Origin of the sequence: Brenneria izbisi, assembly GCF_025840185.1 — a bacterium.
Lineage (GTDB): Bacteria > Pseudomonadota > Gammaproteobacteria > Enterobacterales > Enterobacteriaceae > Brenneria > Brenneria izbisi.
Genome location: NZ_JAMPJU010000006.1, coordinates 51,449 through 68,714 on the forward strand (window position 1 = coordinate 51,449; position 17,266 = coordinate 68,714).

The 17,266-nt window shown below is 53.2% G+C and carries 17 protein-coding genes; 10 read left to right on the top strand and 7 right to left on the bottom strand.

What is annotated here, in order from left to right:
- Window positions 1–2: 2 nt before the first annotated feature.
- From hemX to hemC, 3 genes are read right to left on the bottom strand one after another with little or no spacing between them, the layout of a single operon-like run.
- Window positions 3–1,130: a uroporphyrinogen-III C-methyltransferase gene (hemX, locus tag NC856_RS09740; RefSeq protein WP_264090241.1), complete on the bottom strand. Its 1,128-nt coding sequence runs from the start codon at window positions 1,128–1,130 to the stop codon at window positions 3–5.
- Window positions 1,131–1,153: 23 nt separating this feature from the next.
- Window positions 1,154–1,894, bottom strand: coding sequence for a uroporphyrinogen-III synthase (gene hemD, locus NC856_RS09745; RefSeq protein ID WP_264090242.1), 741 nt, complete (start codon window positions 1,892–1,894; stop codon window positions 1,154–1,156).
- Window positions 1,891–2,832 carry a hydroxymethylbilane synthase gene (gene hemC, locus NC856_RS09750; protein WP_264090243.1) on the bottom strand — a complete coding sequence of 314 codons (942 nt, stop codon included), beginning with the start codon at window positions 2,830–2,832 and terminating at the stop codon, window positions 1,891–1,893. The genes hemD and hemC overlap by 4 nt, the downstream gene beginning before the upstream one ends.
- A 332-nt stretch (window positions 2,833–3,164) precedes the next feature.
- On the opposite strand from hemC, the gene NC856_RS09755 reads away from it, so the two are divergent.
- Together NC856_RS09755 and NC856_RS09760 are read left to right on the top strand one after the other, a co-directional pair.
- The gene (locus NC856_RS09755; RefSeq protein WP_264090244.1) at window positions 3,165–5,720 is read left to right on the top strand and encodes a class I adenylate cyclase; all 2,556 of its coding nucleotides are present in this window, start codon (window positions 3,165–3,167) and stop codon (window positions 5,718–5,720) included.
- A 72-nt stretch (window positions 5,721–5,792) separates the two neighbouring features.
- The gene (locus tag NC856_RS09760) at window positions 5,793–6,965 is read left to right on the top strand and encodes an MFS transporter (RefSeq protein WP_264090245.1); all 1,173 of its coding nucleotides are present in this window, start codon (window positions 5,793–5,795) and stop codon (window positions 6,963–6,965) included.
- A 19-nt stretch (window positions 6,966–6,984) separates the two neighbouring features.
- Here NC856_RS09760 and cyaY read toward each other — a convergent pair whose 3' ends face one another.
- On the bottom strand, window positions 6,985–7,305 hold the full coding sequence (gene cyaY / locus NC856_RS09765; protein WP_264090246.1) for an iron donor protein CyaY: 321 nt from the start codon (window positions 7,303–7,305) through the stop codon (window positions 6,985–6,987).
- A 77-nt stretch (window positions 7,306–7,382) separates the two neighbouring features.
- On the opposite strand from cyaY, the gene lptM reads away from it, so the two are divergent.
- From lptM to uvrD, 6 genes are all read left to right on the top strand, one after another.
- Window positions 7,383–7,550 carry an LPS translocon maturation chaperone LptM gene (lptM, locus tag NC856_RS09770; protein ID WP_211185851.1) on the top strand — a complete coding sequence of 56 codons (168 nt, stop codon included), beginning with the start codon at window positions 7,383–7,385 and terminating at the stop codon, window positions 7,548–7,550.
- 87 nt (window positions 7,551–7,637) lie between these two features.
- Window positions 7,638–8,462, top strand: a complete 825-nt coding sequence (dapF, locus tag NC856_RS09775; RefSeq protein WP_264090247.1) for a diaminopimelate epimerase — start codon at window positions 7,638–7,640, stop codon at window positions 8,460–8,462.
- The gene (locus NC856_RS09780) at window positions 8,459–9,163 is read left to right on the top strand and encodes a DUF484 domain-containing protein (protein WP_264090248.1); all 705 of its coding nucleotides are present in this window, start codon (window positions 8,459–8,461) and stop codon (window positions 9,161–9,163) included. The genes dapF and NC856_RS09780 overlap by 4 nt, the downstream gene beginning before the upstream one ends.
- Complete coding sequence (gene xerC, locus NC856_RS09785) at window positions 9,160–10,086, top strand: tyrosine recombinase XerC (RefSeq protein ID WP_264090249.1); 927 nt, start codon at window positions 9,160–9,162, stop codon at window positions 10,084–10,086. The genes NC856_RS09780 and xerC overlap by 4 nt, the downstream gene beginning before the upstream one ends.
- Window positions 10,086–10,802: a 5-amino-6-(5-phospho-D-ribitylamino)uracil phosphatase YigB gene (yigB, locus tag NC856_RS09790; protein ID WP_264090250.1), complete on the top strand. Its 717-nt coding sequence runs from the start codon at window positions 10,086–10,088 to the stop codon at window positions 10,800–10,802. The genes xerC and yigB overlap by 1 nt, the downstream gene beginning before the upstream one ends.
- Before the next feature lie 86 nt (window positions 10,803–10,888).
- Window positions 10,889–13,051: a DNA helicase II gene (uvrD, locus tag NC856_RS09795; RefSeq protein ID WP_264090251.1), complete on the top strand. Its 2,163-nt coding sequence runs from the start codon at window positions 10,889–10,891 to the stop codon at window positions 13,049–13,051.
- 220 nt (window positions 13,052–13,271) lie between these two features.
- Here uvrD and NC856_RS09800 read toward each other — a convergent pair whose 3' ends face one another.
- Together NC856_RS09800 and NC856_RS09805 are read right to left on the bottom strand one after the other, a co-directional pair.
- Window positions 13,272–13,592, bottom strand: a complete 321-nt coding sequence (locus tag NC856_RS09800) for a YjeO family protein (RefSeq protein WP_264090252.1) — start codon at window positions 13,590–13,592, stop codon at window positions 13,272–13,274.
- A gap of 124 nt (window positions 13,593–13,716) precedes the next feature.
- Window positions 13,717–13,977: a hypothetical protein gene (locus NC856_RS09805; protein ID WP_264090253.1), complete on the bottom strand. Its 261-nt coding sequence runs from the start codon at window positions 13,975–13,977 to the stop codon at window positions 13,717–13,719.
- A 116-nt stretch (window positions 13,978–14,093) separates the two neighbouring features.
- Here NC856_RS09805 and corA point away from each other — a divergent pair, with 116 nt between their 5' ends.
- Both corA and NC856_RS09815 read left to right on the top strand, forming a co-directional pair.
- Window positions 14,094–15,044 (top strand): magnesium/cobalt transporter CorA, encoded by a 951-nt coding sequence (gene corA / locus NC856_RS09810; protein ID WP_113866002.1) that lies wholly within the window; start codon window positions 14,094–14,096, stop codon window positions 15,042–15,044.
- Window positions 15,045–15,263: 219 nt separating this feature from the next.
- Window positions 15,264–16,322: an AbrB family transcriptional regulator gene (locus NC856_RS09815; RefSeq protein ID WP_264090254.1), complete on the top strand. Its 1,059-nt coding sequence runs from the start codon at window positions 15,264–15,266 to the stop codon at window positions 16,320–16,322.
- Here NC856_RS09815 and rarD read toward each other — a convergent pair.
- Window positions 16,288–17,217 carry an EamA family transporter RarD gene (gene rarD / locus NC856_RS09820; protein ID WP_264090255.1) on the bottom strand — a complete coding sequence of 310 codons (930 nt, stop codon included), beginning with the start codon at window positions 17,215–17,217 and terminating at the stop codon, window positions 16,288–16,290. The genes NC856_RS09815 and rarD overlap by 35 nt on opposite strands.
- Between the last annotated feature and the right edge of the window lie 49 nt (window positions 17,218–17,266).

The window sequence follows — 17,266 nt, forward strand, 5'->3', positions numbered from 1 at the left end:
GTTCAGCCCTCCTGCTGTATCGCCGGCGTCTGTGCCAGCAAGTTACGAACTCTGGTCTGCATCAGTTTTTCCAGCAACGGCTGACTTTGCAATTCGGCGGGCACATCCATCGAGATCGATTGTTGGCTCAGTTCATCAAGCTGATCCAGAAAGACCTGAGTCGTTGGGTCTGTAGTGTCGAAATAGGCTCTTACCCATGTAGCGGCGGTTTCCAGGGATTGTTTATACACTTCATTCTGATGACGCGGTATCGCCTGCGCCGCAACCAGCAGGCGCGAACGGATATTCTCACGCAAATACACATCCTGGCTGGGGGCTAACAGTGGTTCCGCCGCGCTGTCCCGGCGGCGAATAGTAATGAAGTCGGTCAGAAAGTTGCGCCAGCTTTTGCTGAGGTTCTGCCGCCATTCGCTGAGCGAGGCGGATAACTCCGTGCTATTTTCATCCATCGGCGCTTCGTCGATATCGTTATCGGCCAGACGCAAGTTATCTATCTGATCGGTCAATTGGTTCACTTTGAGAATGATACCGTCGAAATCGATTTGACTGACGCCAGCCAGCGCACTGATGTCATTGGTCAGCGCGCGGCGAACTTCAATCAGGCTCGGATCGTTCATTTCCGCCAGACTGTTATCCGCGCTTTTCAGTAACGCGCCGGCTGTGGCGACGTCTTTATCACTCCATAGCTTTCGGGCGGCCATTTTTACCAGAAAATCAGATTGCGCCAGCAACCAGGTGTTGGTGTCGTGATCGGACAATGCCGCCAGCTTTTCACGCAGTTCATCCGACTGACGCGTTAAGGCGTTAAGACGCTGTTCGGCCTCATCCTGCGCTTTGGCATGTTGCTGCTGCGCATCTTGCCGTTGCTGGCGTTCCTGCTGTTGCTCTTGTTGTAGCGAGCTTAACCGGGATTCCAGCCGCACAATGGCGGCAGACGCTTGTTGGGCTTGCTGCTGGCTGTAATAGTAAAGTCCGCCGCTCAGCGCCAGCGCAATAATAATCGCGATAGCCCCCAGCAGGGCGCCTGTCCGTTTGGGCGGTTGCGGTGCGGGCTCCTGTGGCTGATGAGCGGGGTCAACCCGCTCTGTCACCTCTTCGGACGGGGCTGTCGGGGTATTGTGTTCCGTCATAATGGTACATCCCATGATCAGGTTTATTGTAGTGCGCGCACGAGCGCATCGTTGTCGGCGTTATCGGCTACTCGAACATGGCGCCAGCCAAGCTGACGCGCCTGCGTTGCCAGGCGTTCACTGACCACTATCACCTGACATCCGAGTAACCAGGAAGTCCGATAGTAATCAGGAACTAAATTATAGATCTGTTGTAGCATTTCTCCGCTGGTGATCACTAGCCTGTCAATGCCAGCCTGTTGCCAGTGACGACTCTGTTCCAGCCTGTCGTAATGTATGGCGCGGCGTTGATAACATTCACAGTAAATCACGCTGGCGCCCCGTTCGGTGAGAGTGGCGCCAAGCAGTTCCCTGCCGCCGTTACCTCGTAATAATAGCGCTTGTTTACCATTAACATGCTGAAGTTCGGGAAGTTGCAACAATGTTTCGCTGGTTTCTCTATCCTGAGGATAGGAAACAGGCTGTGCGCTGACTTTGTGCAACGTCAGTGCGGTTGTCCTGCCAATAGCATAGTAGATTAGCGTGGAAGGCCAGCCATTGCCTGTTCTGGTCAGCAGCGGATCGGCATAATTTATCGCATGCTGTGAGAGTGCAAACACCATGTCGCCGGGCTGCAACGCGGCCAGCCGAGTCGGTAACTGGTTCAATTCATGGCCCGGTGAAAACTCAATCAACGGGCTGTGCCAGGCGCTGTAGCCCAGTTTTCGCAATCGGGTCACCAGTTGCTCGCCAGCCGGTGACGGACGGGTCACCAGAATGGTCATGATGAGGACGTTTCCTGATAGACGGATTGAAGGATTTTGCGGGCGCCTTTCGCTAACAACGCTTCCGCCAGCGAGGTGCCGATTTGCGCGGCATCCGCGATGTTGCCAGTACATTCACCGACGATAATCCGGCTGCCATCCGGGGCGCCGACCAGCGCGCGCAGCCACAAGGTGTCATCTTTTAATTCGGCGTAACTGCCGATAGGCACCTGACACCCGCCTTCCAGACGGAGATTCATCGCCCGTTCCGCCTGCACGCGGGCGGCGGTGGCGGCGTGGTTCAACGGGGCGAGCAATTGCCGGGTACGTTCGTCATTTAACCGGCATTCAATGCCGATCGCTCCTTGTCCGACGGCAGGCAATGATTCTTCCGGGCTGAGCGCGCAGCGGATGCGATCTTCCAGCTTCAGACGTTTCAGGCCCGCCACTGCCAGAATAATGGCGTCGTATTCGCCGTTGTCCAGTTTTGACAAGCGCGTACCGACATTGCCGCGTAAATCCCGAATGATCAGATCAGGCCGTCTGGCTCGCAACTGGCACTGGCGGCGCAGGCTGGACGTGCCTACGCAACTGCCGGCGGGTAATTGATCGAGGCTGGCATAGTGATTGGAAACGAAAGCGTCACGCGGGTCGTCGCGTTCACAGATGGTGACCAGTCCGAGGCCGTCAGGGAATTCGACCGGCACATCTTTCATGGAGTGAACGGCAATATCGGCGCGGCCCGCCAGCAGCGCCAACTCCAATTCTTTAACAAACAAACCCTTACCGCCCACCTTCGCCAGCGGGGTATCCAGAATGACGTCGCCTCGGGTCACCATAGGGACCAATTCGACCTGAAGTTGGGGATGGAATTGCGTCAGACGTTGTTGCACATATCGTGCTTGCCACAGGGCGAGCGGGCTTTGTCGGGTCGCAATTCTGATAATGTTGTCTACCATGCTTGATACCGTTTTTATCATTTTCCACCATCGTATCATTGATGGTGCGCAAGTGTCAGGTTACGGACATGGCCGGTACGTCTTTAAAGGGACAGGCGAGACGCAGAGAGGTGGAGATGAAAGATCGGGCTGGTTCGGGCAACGGAAAAAACGTAATAAAAGCAAGATAAATAAGTCTACCTTTCTTTACTTTCTTTACGCTCAATCAGCAAGGTGTTAAATTGATCACGTTTCCAGCAATATTTTGCCAAACATTCTTATAATTTCATCATCGGCAGATTTGGAATACGGGGTTTTTTCTAGGCACTGGGATAATCATCAGGCGAAACGTCTTGTACTTCTATATCGAGACTTTGAAGCAAAGACTGGATGCGATCAACCAACTGCGGGTCGATCGCGCTCTGGAAGCAATGAAGCCCGCTTTTCAGCAGGTCTACAGTCTTCTGCCGATCTTATTACATCATCATCACCCGTTGATGCCAGGCTACCTTGAAGGCAAGGTTCCGCACGGTATCTGTTTTTACACGCCTGATGAAAAACAACAGCGTTACCTGGATAACATCGAATTAAAATGGGGCCAGTTGGCGGATTCGCATGAGCAAGGCGAGTTGCCGATCACTGGCGTCTACTCAATGGGCAGCACTGCTTCCATTGGTCAGAGTTGCAGTTCTGATCTGGATATCTGGGTTTGTCATCAGTCCTGGCTCGATAATGAAGAGCGTTCCCGATTACAGCAGAAATGTACGCTGCTGGAACAGTGGGCGGCCGCGCAAGACGTGGATGTCAGTTTCTTCCTGATGGATGAAAACCGCTTCCGCCATAATGAAAGCGGCAGCCTCGGCGGTGAGGATTGCGGTTCCACACAACATATCCTGTTGCTGGATGAGTTTTATCGTACTGCGGTGCGTATGGCGGGTAAGCGTATTCTATGGAATATGGTGCCGGTTGAAGAAGAGTCAAACTACGACGAATACGTGCTGTCGCTGTACGCTCAAAGCGCCCTGGCGCCGAACGAGTGGCTGGATCTGGGCGGGTTGAGTACGCTCTCTGCGGAAGAGTATTTCGGCGCCAGCCTGTGGCAGTTGTATAAAAGTATCGATTCCCCCTATAAGGCAGTGTTGAAAACGCTGCTGCTGGAAGCCTATTCCTGGGAATATCCCGATACGCACCTGCTTTCAATGGATATCAAAGCGCGTCTGCATAAAGGCGAGATCGTTTCTTTCGGTCTGGATCCCTACTGCATGATGCTGGAACGGGTTACCCGTTATCTGACGGCGATTAACGATCCAACCCGCCTGGATCTGGCTCGTCGCTGCTTCTATCTGAAAGTGTGTGAAAAATTATCCAGGGAGCGCGCCTGTGTAGGCTGGCGCCGTCAAATCCTGAGCCAACTGGTGCAGGAGTGGGACTGGAGCCCTGAGTATCTGGCGATGCTGGATAATCGCGCCAACTGGAAAATCGAGCGTGTGCGTGAAGCTCATAATGAACTGCTTGACGCGATGATGCAGACTTATCGCAACCTGATTCGCTTTGCCCGCCGTAACAATCTGAGCGTGAGCGCCAGCCCGCAGGATATCGGCGTTCTCACCCGTAAGCTCTATGCCGCATTTGAAGCCTTGCCGGGCAAAGTGACGCTGTTGAATCCGCAGATTTCGCCTGATTTATCCGAGCCGAATCTGACTTTTATTTATGTGCCTGCCGGACGTGCCAACCGTACCGGCTGGTATCTGTACAATCAAGCGCCGTCCATGGACGCCATCATCAGCCATCAGCCGCTGGAGTATAACCGCTATCTGAACAAGCTGGTGGCCTGGGCCTACTTTAACGGCTTGCTGACGCCTGCGACGCGCTTGTACATCAAAGGCAGCGAACTGTGCGATATCACCCGCTTGCAGGCGCTGGTGGCCGATGTCTCAAGTCATTTCCCGCTGCGCCTGCCTGCGCCGACGCCGAAAGCGCTCTACAGTCCGTGCGAGATCCGTCATCTGGCGATCATCGTCAATCTGGAACATGATCCCACCGCCGCGTTCCGTAATCAGGTGGTGCATTTTGATTTCCGCCAACTGGATGTTTTCAGTTTCGGTCAGCAGCAGCAATGTCTGGTGGGAAGTATCGATTTGCTGTATCGCAACTCCTGGAATGAAGTGCGTACTCTGCATTTCAGCGGCGAGCAGGCGGTACTGGAAGCGCTGAAAACCATTTTGGGCAAGATGCATCAGGATGCCGCGTTGCCGGAATCGCTGGAAGTCTTCTGTTATAGTCAGCATTTACGCGGCCTGATTCGTACCCGCGTACAGCAACTGGTATCGGAATGTATTGAACTGCGCCTGACCAGCACACGTCAGGAGCCTAGTCGCTTCAAAGCGGTAAAAGTGGCCGGACAAACCTGGGGGTTGTTCTTTGAACGGCTGAGCGTCTCCGTGCAGAAGCTGGAAAACGCCGTTGAGTTTTATGGCGCGATCTCCAACAATAAACTGCAAGGTCAGCCTGTGCAGGTGGAAACCAACCATGTGCATCTGCCCCCGGTGGTGGATGGCGTCGCCAGTGAAGGGATTATCCAGTTCTTTTTTGAAGATCTGGAGGAAAATCGGGGCTTTAATATCTATATTCTGGATGAGTCCAACCGGGTTGAAGTGTACCACCACTGTGAAGGCAGCAAAGAAGAACTGGTGCGTGACGTCAGCCGGTTCTATTCGTCTTCTCACGATCGCTTTACCTATGGATCAAGCTTTATTAATTTTAATCTGCCGCAGTTTTATCAGATTGTACAACTGGATGGCCGAACTCAGGTGATCCCTTTCCGCAGCAGCGCGCTGTCGCATTTGTGTATTACGCCTGCCGCAGAGGGTCAATCAATGGTCATGAAGCAGCGCTTACAGATACTTTAGTTTTCTATTCCCTGACATTATTCGCCAGATCTGGCTTTATTTTTTTCGCTCTATTGAGAAAAGGACTCCACTATGGATGCATTATCACGCAACAATCTGATATTACTTGCGTTAGGTCAGGGGTTGACGGGCAGTATCATTTCGCTGATAACCCTTTCTTCCACCTTAGTCGGTGTTCTGATGACGCCGGTTCCGCTGTTGACGACGCTGCCAATTACGTCAACAGTCTGCGGCGCCACGCTGATGATTTACTCGGTTTCTTCCCTGATGGCGAAATATGGCAGACGCAACGCCTTTATCTTCGGCGCCTTGCTGGGGGTGACGGGTTCGTTGCTGGCGGCGTGGGCGATAGTGTTGAACAGCTTTGCCCTGTTTGTGTTTTCCACCTTTGTGCTGGGCATGTCCTGCGCGTTCAACCAGTATTATCGTTTTGCGGCGGCGGAAATCTTTACAGATCACCAGCAAAAAAGCAGTGCGATTTCATGGGTTATCAGCGGCGGGATCCTGGGCGGTTTTCTCGGACCTTTCGCCGCCAGCCAATCCGCTTACTTGTGGTCGCCGTATCCTTTTTTTGGCAGCTTTATTGCCGGGGCGGTTATTTGTACGTTCACGGCGCTATTGCTGTTGGGTCTGAAATTACCCAGTCCGGCGCCGGTCGCGGCAACGCACAAGGAAGAGGCGTCGTTGTCCTCCATTCTGAAAAGCCGTGCGTTTATGTTGGGAACGGTCAGTTGCACGGTCGGTTTTGTGGTGATGACGCTACTGATGAATTCAGCACCGCTCGCCATGCATCAGCACCACTTTTCGGTGGATAACAGCGCGACGGCATTGCAGTGGCATTTTGTGGCGATGTATGCCCCGGCGTTGCTGCTGGTGGTGTTGGCAAAACGGATGAGCGCGACGCAGGTGATCGTCACCGGTATTCTCTGCAACGTGATCGGTATTGTTGTCGCGTTAAGCGGCGTGACGTTCTGGCATTTCCTGGGGGCGTTGATAATGTACGGCATCGGCTGGGCGTTCATGTACAACGGCGGTACGTTTATGTTGAATACCTTTACCCATTCCGTGCATAAATCCCGGTTACAAGGGATCAACTCACTGGCTATCGCGATCCCCAATGCACTGGCGTCGCTGTCGGCGGGAAGTATGATGGCGCTTACCAGCGGCTGGCCGCTGGTGAATATGTTCGGCATCGCTGTGCTGTTGCTGATGGTGCTTCTGCTGGTGCGTACCTGGCGCGGTTAACCGCAAAAGTCTGACGGTATTATGCGAAGTGAACGTCTTCGCCTGCCTGCTCGGAACAGGCGGCGGACAGCAATGCCATAAAATCATCGCCGCGGCGATCGCATATCCAGCGACCTGCCTGATAATTGAAGTGATAGCCGTTAGTTTTGGTCGCCAGCCAGACCTGATGCATCGGTTCCTGACGGTTAATCACGATTTTGCTGCCGTTTTCAAAACGTAACGTCATCACGCCCCCGTTGGTTTCATAATCGATATCGGCATCGCCGGCAAACTGATCCAGCGTTTCTTCCAACTGAAGCATCAATTTGTCGGCTAATTGATGGAACTCGCTATCGTTCATTTTCGATTCCTATTGATTTTCATGATCCACCTGCGATTATAGAGAGCATACGAGTAGGAATTACAGGTCTTAATGTTATGAAAAAAGTATTTCGTCGGTTTTTTCTGGCGTTATCGTTACTAAGCCTGTTCGGGTGCGGCCTAAAAGGGCCGCTGTATATGCCCCCCGAACAGAAGGCCGCATCGACAGGCGCCGAGCAGAATGCGAATCAGGCATCACATCAAAATGTTCCCGTGCAACGTTAGTGCGTGACGATGTGTTTCTATCATTATTGTATAACAGGTCACGATAGCGTTTTTACCGCGCCCGGTTAAGCCAGCGGAGTCAGGATAATGCAGTTCGCTAAAATGCACGGCTTAGGCAACGATTTCATGGTTGTTGATGCAGTCACGCAGAATGTTTATTTTTCCCCCGAATTGATCCGTCGTTTGGCGGACCGGCATTGCGGCGTCGGTTTCGATCAATTGCTGGTGGTGGAGCCCCCTTACGATCCTGAACTGGACTTCCATTATCGTATTTTCAATGCCGACGGCAGCGAAGTCGCCCAATGCGGCAACGGCGCACGCTGTTTTGCCCGTTTTGTCCGCTTGAAAGGGTTGACCAATAAGCGCGATATCGCGGTCAGCACCCAGACCGGGCGCATGATCCTCTCCGTCACCGATGACGAACTGGTACGGGTCAATATGGGCGAACCCAATTTTGAGCCGCAGCAAGTGCCGTTTCGGGCGGTCAAGGCGGAAAAAACCTATATTATGCGCGCCGCAGAGCACACCATACTGTGCGGCGTCGTCTCCATGGGAAATCCGCATTGCGTGATCCCGGTCGATGATGTGAATAGCGCGAATGTGGAAGTGATCGGACCGTTGCTGGAAAGCCATGAGCGTTTTCCAGAACGTGCTAATATCGGTTTTATGCAGGTTATCGATCGTCATACGGTTCGTCTGCGGGTTTATGAACGTGGCGCGGGCGAAACGCAGGCATGCGGCAGCGGCGCCTGTGCTGCTGTGGCCGTTGGGGTACAGCAAGGGTTGCTGGCTTCGCAGGTGCGGGTGACGCTGCCAGGCGGTGATCTGGATATTCATTGGGACGGTCCGGGGCATCCGTTGTTTATGACCGGTCCTGCAACGCATGTTTACGATGGATTTATTCATTTATGAAGAATGTCGAGGAGCAGGCAGAGCGCCAAATCGCACTCAGTGACGAGATGGTTTTGCAGTTCCTGCAACAGAATCCTGATTTTTTTATCCGCAATGCCCGTCCTACCGAGCAGATGCAGATCCCGCATCCCGTCAGAGGAACGGTATCGTTGGTCGAATGGCAGCTTGCTCGTCAACGGAATCACATTACACAGCTTGAAGAAGAAATCACCTTGCTGATGGAACAAGCGAAGGCGAACGAGGTGCTGTTCAAGCGGCTGCTCAGCCTGCAAACTGAACTGACCTCTGCCGATAGCCTGCTGGATATGCTCGACCGGCTTCAGCGCTGGGCGCGCAAGCTGGGCTTGACCGGCGCATCCGTTCGCCTGTTCAGTGATAAATGGCGTATTGGCGCCCCTTCCGATTTCACGCATCTGGCGCTGAACCGAACGTTATTTGAACCGTTGCGTATTCAACGTTTCGGTCATTCCAACCATTATCTGGGCAACCTGAACGGCCCCGAATTGCTGATGCTGTTGCCGCAGGCCAAACAGGTAGGATCGGTCGCGTTATCCTTAATGGGTGAAAGCCATGATTTAGGGTTGCTGATCTTCAGTAGCCGTGACACGCATCATTATCAGGATGGTATGGGAACCGTGCTGTTGCAGCAACTGGCGACCATGTTGCCCGCCATGCTGGAGCGCTGGGTTGAGCGGATATGAGCCAGCCGGATCGACCTTCAGAGTGTGGCGCGCTGCAATCCGGCGTCGATGATTTCCTGCGGTATCTGAAAGTGGAGCGTCAATTAAGTCCGCTGACGCAAATCAGTTATGCCCGCCAGTTGGCCGCGATCATCACGATGGTGTCGGCTATCGGCGTGACGGAATGGAAAAAACTGGATGCGGCGGGCGTACGCGCCGTGGTTTCCCGCAGCAAGCGAGAAGGGTTGCAGGCGGCAAGTCTGGCGCAGCGTTTATCGGCATTGCGCAGCTTTCTTGATTGGATGGTATCGCGCGGCGCGCTGGGCGCGAATCCGGCCAAAGGGGTTTCTACACCGCGAGCCGGTCGTCATCTGCCCAAAAATATGGATGTCGATGAGATAGATCGTCTGCTGGATATTGATCTGAACGATCCGCTGGCGGTGCGCGATCGGGCGATGCTGGAAGTGATGTACGGAGCCGGCTTGCGTCTGGCTGAACTGGTGGGTATGGACTGTCAGCACGTTAATCTTGATACGGGCGAAGTCTGGGTGGTGGGCAAAGGCAGCAAAGAACGTAAATTGCCGATAGGAAAAATGGCGGTTACCTGGCTGGAACAGTGGCTGGCGCAGCGCGAACTGTTCGGACCGCAGGACGACGCTATTTTTGTTTCCAACCAGGGGCGACGTATTTCCATGCGCAATGTGCAGAAGCGCTTTGCCGAATGGGGCGTGAAACAAGGCATCAGCAGCCACGTTCATCCGCACAAACTGCGACACTCTTTTGCCACTCACATGCTGGAATCCAGCGGCGATTTGCGTGCGGTTCAGGAATTGCTGGGGCATGCCAACCTGTCAACAACACAGATTTATACCCATCTGGACTTTCAGCATTTAGCGTCGGTATATGACGCAGCGCATCCACGCGCCAAACGAGGAAAAACCTGATGCATTTTTACCGGCCTCTGGGTCGAATCCGCGCAATCACGTTCGATTTGGATGACACGCTGTACGACAATTATGAGGTGATACGGCGAACTGAGCGGGAGTCGGTGAACTTTCTCCAACAGTATCACCCCGCGTTAGGCGATTTTCAGGCAGAGGATTTCCATCGTCTGCGCGATGAACTGCGGGCGCGGGAGCCGGAGATTTATCATGACGCCACCCAATGGCGTCTGCGCACGGTTGAACAGGTGATGTTGAATGCGGGCCTGAGTGCAACGCAGGCGGCGGCAGGCGCGAGAGAAGCGATGGCGGATTTCGCCCGCTGGCGCAGCCGAATCGAGGTGACGGATGAGACGCACCGTGCGCTGTCCGCGTTGGCTGAACATGTGCCGTTGGCGGCGATCACCAATGGCAACGCCGAACCGCATCGATTTGGGTTGGATCGCTATTTCAGGTTTATTCTCCGCGCCGGCCCCGACGGGCGCGCAAAGCCGTTTGAGGATATGTATCATCTGGCCGCGGAAAAACTCGATTTGCCTGTGCATCAGGTTTTGCATGTGGGCGATGATCTCACCGCCGATGTCGCTGGCGCGGTACGCGTTGGCATGCAGGCGTGCTGGATCAATCTGCGCGCAGGCAATCTGATGCGGATTGATGACGCCCGGCTGTTGCCGCATATTGAAATTTCACGGTTGGCATCGCTGACAGCATTGTTATAATCATTTTATCAAACTGTATAAATCACCAGTGGAAAGGTGTCCTCCTGATGATGACACCCCTTCCCGCCAACGGATAACCGGTATCTATGGACGTTTCTGAACTGCTCGATGGCCTCAACGACAAACAACGTGATGCGGTAGCCGCGCCACGCGGCAATGTATTGGTGCTGGCCGGGGCGGGCAGCGGCAAAACCAGGGTATTGGTGCACCGTATCGCCTGGTTGCTGGCCGTTGAAAACTGTTCGCCTTATTCCATTATGGCGGTGACTTTCACCAACAAAGCCGCGGCGGAAATGCGTCATCGCATCGATCACCTGATCGGCACCAGCCAGGGTGGAATGTGGATCGGCACTTTTCATGGCCTGGCCCATCGTTTGCTGCGCGCGCATCATACGGATGCCGGGCTGCCGCAGGATTTTCAGATCCTGGATAGCGATGATCAACTCCGGTTGCTCAAGCGTCTGATACGTGCGCTGAATCTGGATGAGAAACAGTGGCCGCCGCGTCAGGCCATGTGGTACATCAACGGCAAAAAAGACGAAGGGCTGCGTCCTCAACATATTGAAAGCTATGGCAACCCTATCGAACAAACCTGGCAGCGGGTGTATCAGGCTTATCAGGAAGCCTGTGATCGCGCCGGACTGGTGGATTTTGCCGAGTTGCTGCTGCGTGCGCATGAATTGTGGTTGAACAAGCCGCATGTGCTGAACCACTATCGCGAACGCTTCACCAATATTCTGGTGGATGAGTTTCAGGACACCAACCGTATCCAGTATGCGTGGATCCGTATGCTGGCGGGCGACAGCGCCAAAGTGATGATCGTGGGCGATGACGATCAGTCTATCTATGGCTGGCGCGGCGCGCAGGTCGAAAATATCCAGTTGTTCCTGAAAGACTTTGCCGGCGCCGAGACGATTCGGCTGGAGCAAAATTACCGTTCGACCAGCAATATCCTGAAAGCGGCCAATGCGCTGATTGCGCACAACGGCGGACGTCTGGGGAAAAATTTGTGGACGGACGGCGTGGAAGGCGAGCCGATTTCACTCTATTGCGCGTTTAATGAACTGGACGAAGCCCGGTTCGTCGTCAACCGCATCAAAGTCTGGCAGGAAAATGGCGGATCGTTGAACGACAACGCCATTTTATACCGCAGCAACGCCCAGTCGCGTGTGCTGGAAGAAGCGCTGTTGCAACAAAGCATGCCATATCGCATCTACGGCGGCATGCGGTTCTTTGAACGTCAGGAAATTAAAGATGCGTTGGCCTATCTGCGCTTGATCGCCAACCGGAATGACGATGCGGCATTCGAGCGGGTGGTGAATACTCCGACGCGCGGCGTCGGCGACAGAACGCTGGATGTGGTGCGCCAAACCGCGCGCGACAGGCAGTTGACGCTGTGGCAGTCAACGCGCGCGTTATTGCAGGACAAGGCGTTGGCGGGACGCGCCAGCGCATCGCTACAGCGCTTTGTGGAACTGATTGATGCGCTGGCCTATGAAACCGCTGAACTGCCGTTGCATGTACAGACTGACCGGGTGATTAAAGATTCCGGTCTGTGGAGCATGTACGAGCAGGAGAAAGGGGAGAAAGGCCAGGCGCGCATAGAAAACCTCGAAGAACTGGTCACTGCCACACGGCAGTTCAGTTATCAGGATGAAGATCAGGATCTGATGCCGTTACAGGCTTTCTTATCGCACGCGGCGTTGGAAGCGGGGGAAGGACAGGCGGACGCCAATCAGGATGCGGTGCAACTGATGACGCTGCACTCGGCGAAAGGACTGGAATTTCCGCAGGTTTTCATCGTCGGGATGGAAGAGGGCATGTTCCCCAGCCAGATGTCGCTGGATGAAGGCGGTCGGCTGGAAGAGGAGCGCCGTCTGGCCTATGTGGGCGTGACGCGCGCCATGCAAAAACTGACGTTGACCTATGCGGAATCCCGGCGTTTGTACGGCAAGGAAGCTTATCATCGTCCTTCGCGTTTTGTGGGTGAATTGCCGGCGGAATGCGTTGAGGAAGTCCGTCTGCGGGCCAGCGTATCGCGTCCGGTTAATCATCAGCGGCTGGGTACGCCCGTCAGCCAGAATGACAGTGGCTATACGCTGGGACAACGGGTTCGTCACACCAAATTTGGCGAAGGCACCATCGTCAATCTGGAAGGCAGCGGCGACCACAGCCGGATTCAGGTGGCGTTTCAGGGACAGGGAATTAAATGGCTGGTTGCGGCTTACGCCAGGCTTGAAGCGGTGTGATATATTAAATTGGTATCTTCCAAAGTCGTGACTACTGTAAAAAAAACGAGGGAAAGCTTATGGGAAATAATATCTACATTACTGTCAGACGAGCCTGAAAATGAAAGATGTCCTTAATCGGTTTTCCCGCATGCGGCGTATTTCATCTCTTTTCATAATTGCGGAGAATTTTCGAACAGCTTTCTTTATTAAATAGCCTGAGAGTGGCGTTTATATTTCTTTATTCTTCGAAATAAAAGGTTAATTGACAAGTATGAAATCGTATTAAAAATCGCCATATATAATATAATGCTATAATAAATAAAGTTATTATTCTGATTTTATTCTTTTTTACGAAAAAAAATGGAATAAATAAAGGAAAAATAATGAAGAAGAAAAATCCATCGCCATCGCCTTTAGGAACTTCGCAAAGACTTTTGATCTCCCTATCATCGATCATCCACTCATATTCTATTGTGGAGAATGCATAGATTAAAAAAACACACATAATTGAGTAACCATAGAATAAAAAAGAGGGTAAAAATTTTTTTGTTTTTAACATCTGGCGTAAATCCTGTTTTTAGCTTATGAAATCATGAACATTTCGTTGAATACCTCAGACTTTACTACTATCAACTGCTCGTCGGTTAGATGAAGAGTATCGTGATTGAGATAATCATATTTGATTAAATCATAGCGTTGTGCATCACCCATATCTGAGGGATAAAACCAGAAAATTTATTCAATCGGCGACAGCGGGTTTTAACGGCGGTTTTAAAGTTGACAGCCTTTTTCATCTCGGCGTAACATGCGCGCATCATCATTCCCGGAGGACCTACGCCTTGGACACACCCAGTCGATGCTGGCTCATAAACCTGCTCATTAGGTACAACTTCTAAGGCTATCTCCTGCTGATAGCCTTCGTGGTTGTCAGCGATACTATTCATGTCGCGACGAGTCAGATCCGTCGAACGGACTGAAACCTGCCGGTGACGTTTTCACCTCTGTTTCTGTGCTTCAATCGCGTTGTCCATCTCTGTTACTGAAATGGGAGCTATGGCCTATGCTAAGCGCATTTAAACTGGATCACTGCCGTTTATCTCGTCTGGAACTGGATGACTCCGATGATCTCACTTCATCCGTGTGGGTCGATCTGATCGAGCCTGACGATGATGAGCGAGATAAAGTACAAAACGAACTGGGGCAAAGTCTGGCTACCCGGCCAGAACTGGAAGATATTGAAGCGTCGGCGCGTTTCTTCGAAGACGAGGACGGGTTGCACATTCACTCCTTCTTCTTCTTTGAAGACGCGGAAGATCATGCCGGCAACGCGACTGTGGCGTTCACCATCCGTGATGGTCGCTTATATACGCTGCGCGAACGCGAACTGCCCGCCTTTCGTTTGTATCGGATGCGGGCGCGCAATCAAACGCTGGTCGATGGCAATGCGTATGAACTGCTGCTGGATTTATTCGAAACCAAAATTGAGCAGTTGGCGGATGAAATCGAGAACATCTATAGCGATCTGGAATCATTGAGCCGCGTCATTATGGAAGGTCGTCAGGGCGAGGAGTACGATGACGCGCTTTCCACGCTGGCGGAACTGGAAGATGTGGGCTGGAAAGTTCGTCTGTGCCTGATGGATACGCAGCGTGCGTTGAACTTTCTGGTTCGCAAGGCGCGTTTGCCATCCGGTCAACTTGAGCAGGCGCGCGAAATCCTGCGCGATATCGAATCCCTGTTGCCCCATAATGAATCGTTGTTTCAGAAGGTTAACTTCCTGATGCAGGCGGCAATGGGCTTCATTAACATTGAACAAAGCCGCATCATTAAAATCTTCTCGGTGGTTTCGGTAGTGTTTCTGCCGCCGACGCTGGTGGCATCCAGTTATGGGATGAACTTCGAGTTTATGCCTGAACTGAAATGGTCATTCGGCTATCCGGGCGCCATTGTGTTGATGATCCTGGCAGGTCTGGCGCCGTATCTCTATTTCAAACGCAAAAACTGGCTGTAAACGCTATCTGAAAGTTGTCGCGCTCCCGCTTTTGTGGAGCGCTTTATCCTTTCTAACTGCTGCTATTACGTTATGTTCATCCGATACATCGACCCGCGCCGACTTTAAGACCGATTGGTTATCATCGCACGTTATCTCACCATCAATTGCCATATTCATTCTCTGACTAATCAGTTTAAAATGGCGGATAATGATTTATGGTTGAAACAGGTTGTGCGCATGAAAAGGGTTTCACCCTTAATGCAATGGGGCGTCCTGCTGTCGGTTTCACTCATTCTGGGGTTCGGGTTGCAGGTTTGCCATGTCCCGGCCGCGTTGTTGCTCGGCCCCATGTTGGTTGGCGTGGTGATGGGGTTGAATGGCGCAACCATCCGTATTCCACCAGTATGTTTTGCTGGCAGCAACGCGGTGCTGGGTTGCCTGGTGGCGCAAAGTCTCTCATTTTCCATCCTTAGTCCGTTACTCAGTGAATGGCCGCTGGTGCTGTTTATTTTGCTGGCTACGCTTGCCGCCAGTGGGCTTTCCGGTTGGCTGTTGGTGAAGTTCAGCGAATTACCGGGAACGACCGGCACCTGGGGCGCGTCTCCCGGCGGCGCTTCCGCCATGGTCGCCATGTCGGGGGAGTTTGGCGCGGATGTGCGGCTGGTGGCTTTTATGCAGTATCTGCGCGTGTTGATGGTGACGGCCAGCGCCGCGTTTGTCGCGCGCCTCAGCCTGGGAGACGCCGCTGCCGAAAACAATGCCATGCTGGTATGGTTCCCTTCGCTTGACTGGCGTTTCCCCGCGACATTGTGCGTCGCGTTTGGCGGCGCATGGTTGGCAAGGCGTCTGCGTATTCCTTCCGGCGCGCTGTTGGGGCCGATGATTATTGGTTCATTTCTGCACGCCAGCGGGGTGATGCATTTACAGACGCCGGAATGGTTGCTGGCGCTGGCTTATGCTTTCATTGGCTGGAGCGTCGGTTTGTGTTTTACCCGCCCGATATTTTTCCTGGCCTTGCGTACCTTGCCGCACATGATGGCGTCCATCGTCGGGTTGATGTTGCTGTGCGGCGGCATGGCGCTGCTGATCACGCGGATATTGCCGGTTGATTTGCTGACGGCTTATCTGGCGACCAGCCCCGGCGGGCTGGATTCGATCGCCATTATTGCGGCAGGCAGTAGGGTCGATATGGCGTTTGTCATTGCGATGCAGACGTTGCGACTGTTCTCGACGCTGCTCTTTAGCCCATTACTCTCGCGCTTTATTTCGCGTCGTGTTGTACCTGATGCGGCGTAACCTGAACCTGACGTCGCTTACGTTGCGTATGCAGCGCATCCAGAATAAACAGCGCCAGCGCACTCCAGATAAAGGCAAACGTGATCAGTTTGTCGCTCCCCATCGGCTCACCGTACAACATGACGGCCAGCAGGAACATCATGGTTGGCCCAAGGTATTGGAAAAAGCCTAATGTCGAGAGGGGCAGGCGCATCGCGGCGGCGGTGAAAAGCAGCAACGGGACGGTGGTGACCATGCCCGCGGCGATCAGCAGCAGGTTCAGCGACCACGGGTTGTCGATCATATGACTGCTTGGGCTATCGGCGATAAAAAACAGGTAGATAACCGCCAGCGGCAACAGCCACAGGGTTTCGATCAACATGCCGGTTTGCCCGTCAATCCCGATCTTTTTACGCAACAGGCCGTATAACGCAAAACTGAAGGCCAGCGTTAACGCAACGATGGGCAGTGAACCGAAAGTCCACAACTGGACGAGCACACCGACCACCGCCAGCAGCACCGCCATCCATTGCAGACGGCGCAGGCGCTCACCCAGAAACAGCACTCCCAGCAATACGTTAACCAGCGGGTTGATAAAGTAGCCCAGACTGGCTTCCAGCAGATGATTGTTATTGACCGCCCAGATATACAGTAACCAGTTACCGCCGACGAGCACGGCGGTCAGGGCCAGCAACAGCAGGTGTTTGACATTGCGGCAAACATAACGCACCTGGCGCCATTTCCGGCTGACGGTCAGCAGGATCAACATAAAGAAAAACGACCAGATAATGCGGTGTGTCAGGATTTCATCTGGCGGAACATGCACGAGCAACTTAAAGTAAACCGGTGCGATTCCCCAAATGAAATAGGCGCCCAGGGCGAAAAAGATCCCCTGGCGGGTTTGCTGCGAATTCATGGATGACTCGATAAAGAAGGCGGGTGAGAGTGGCTCTAGTCTACTCGAA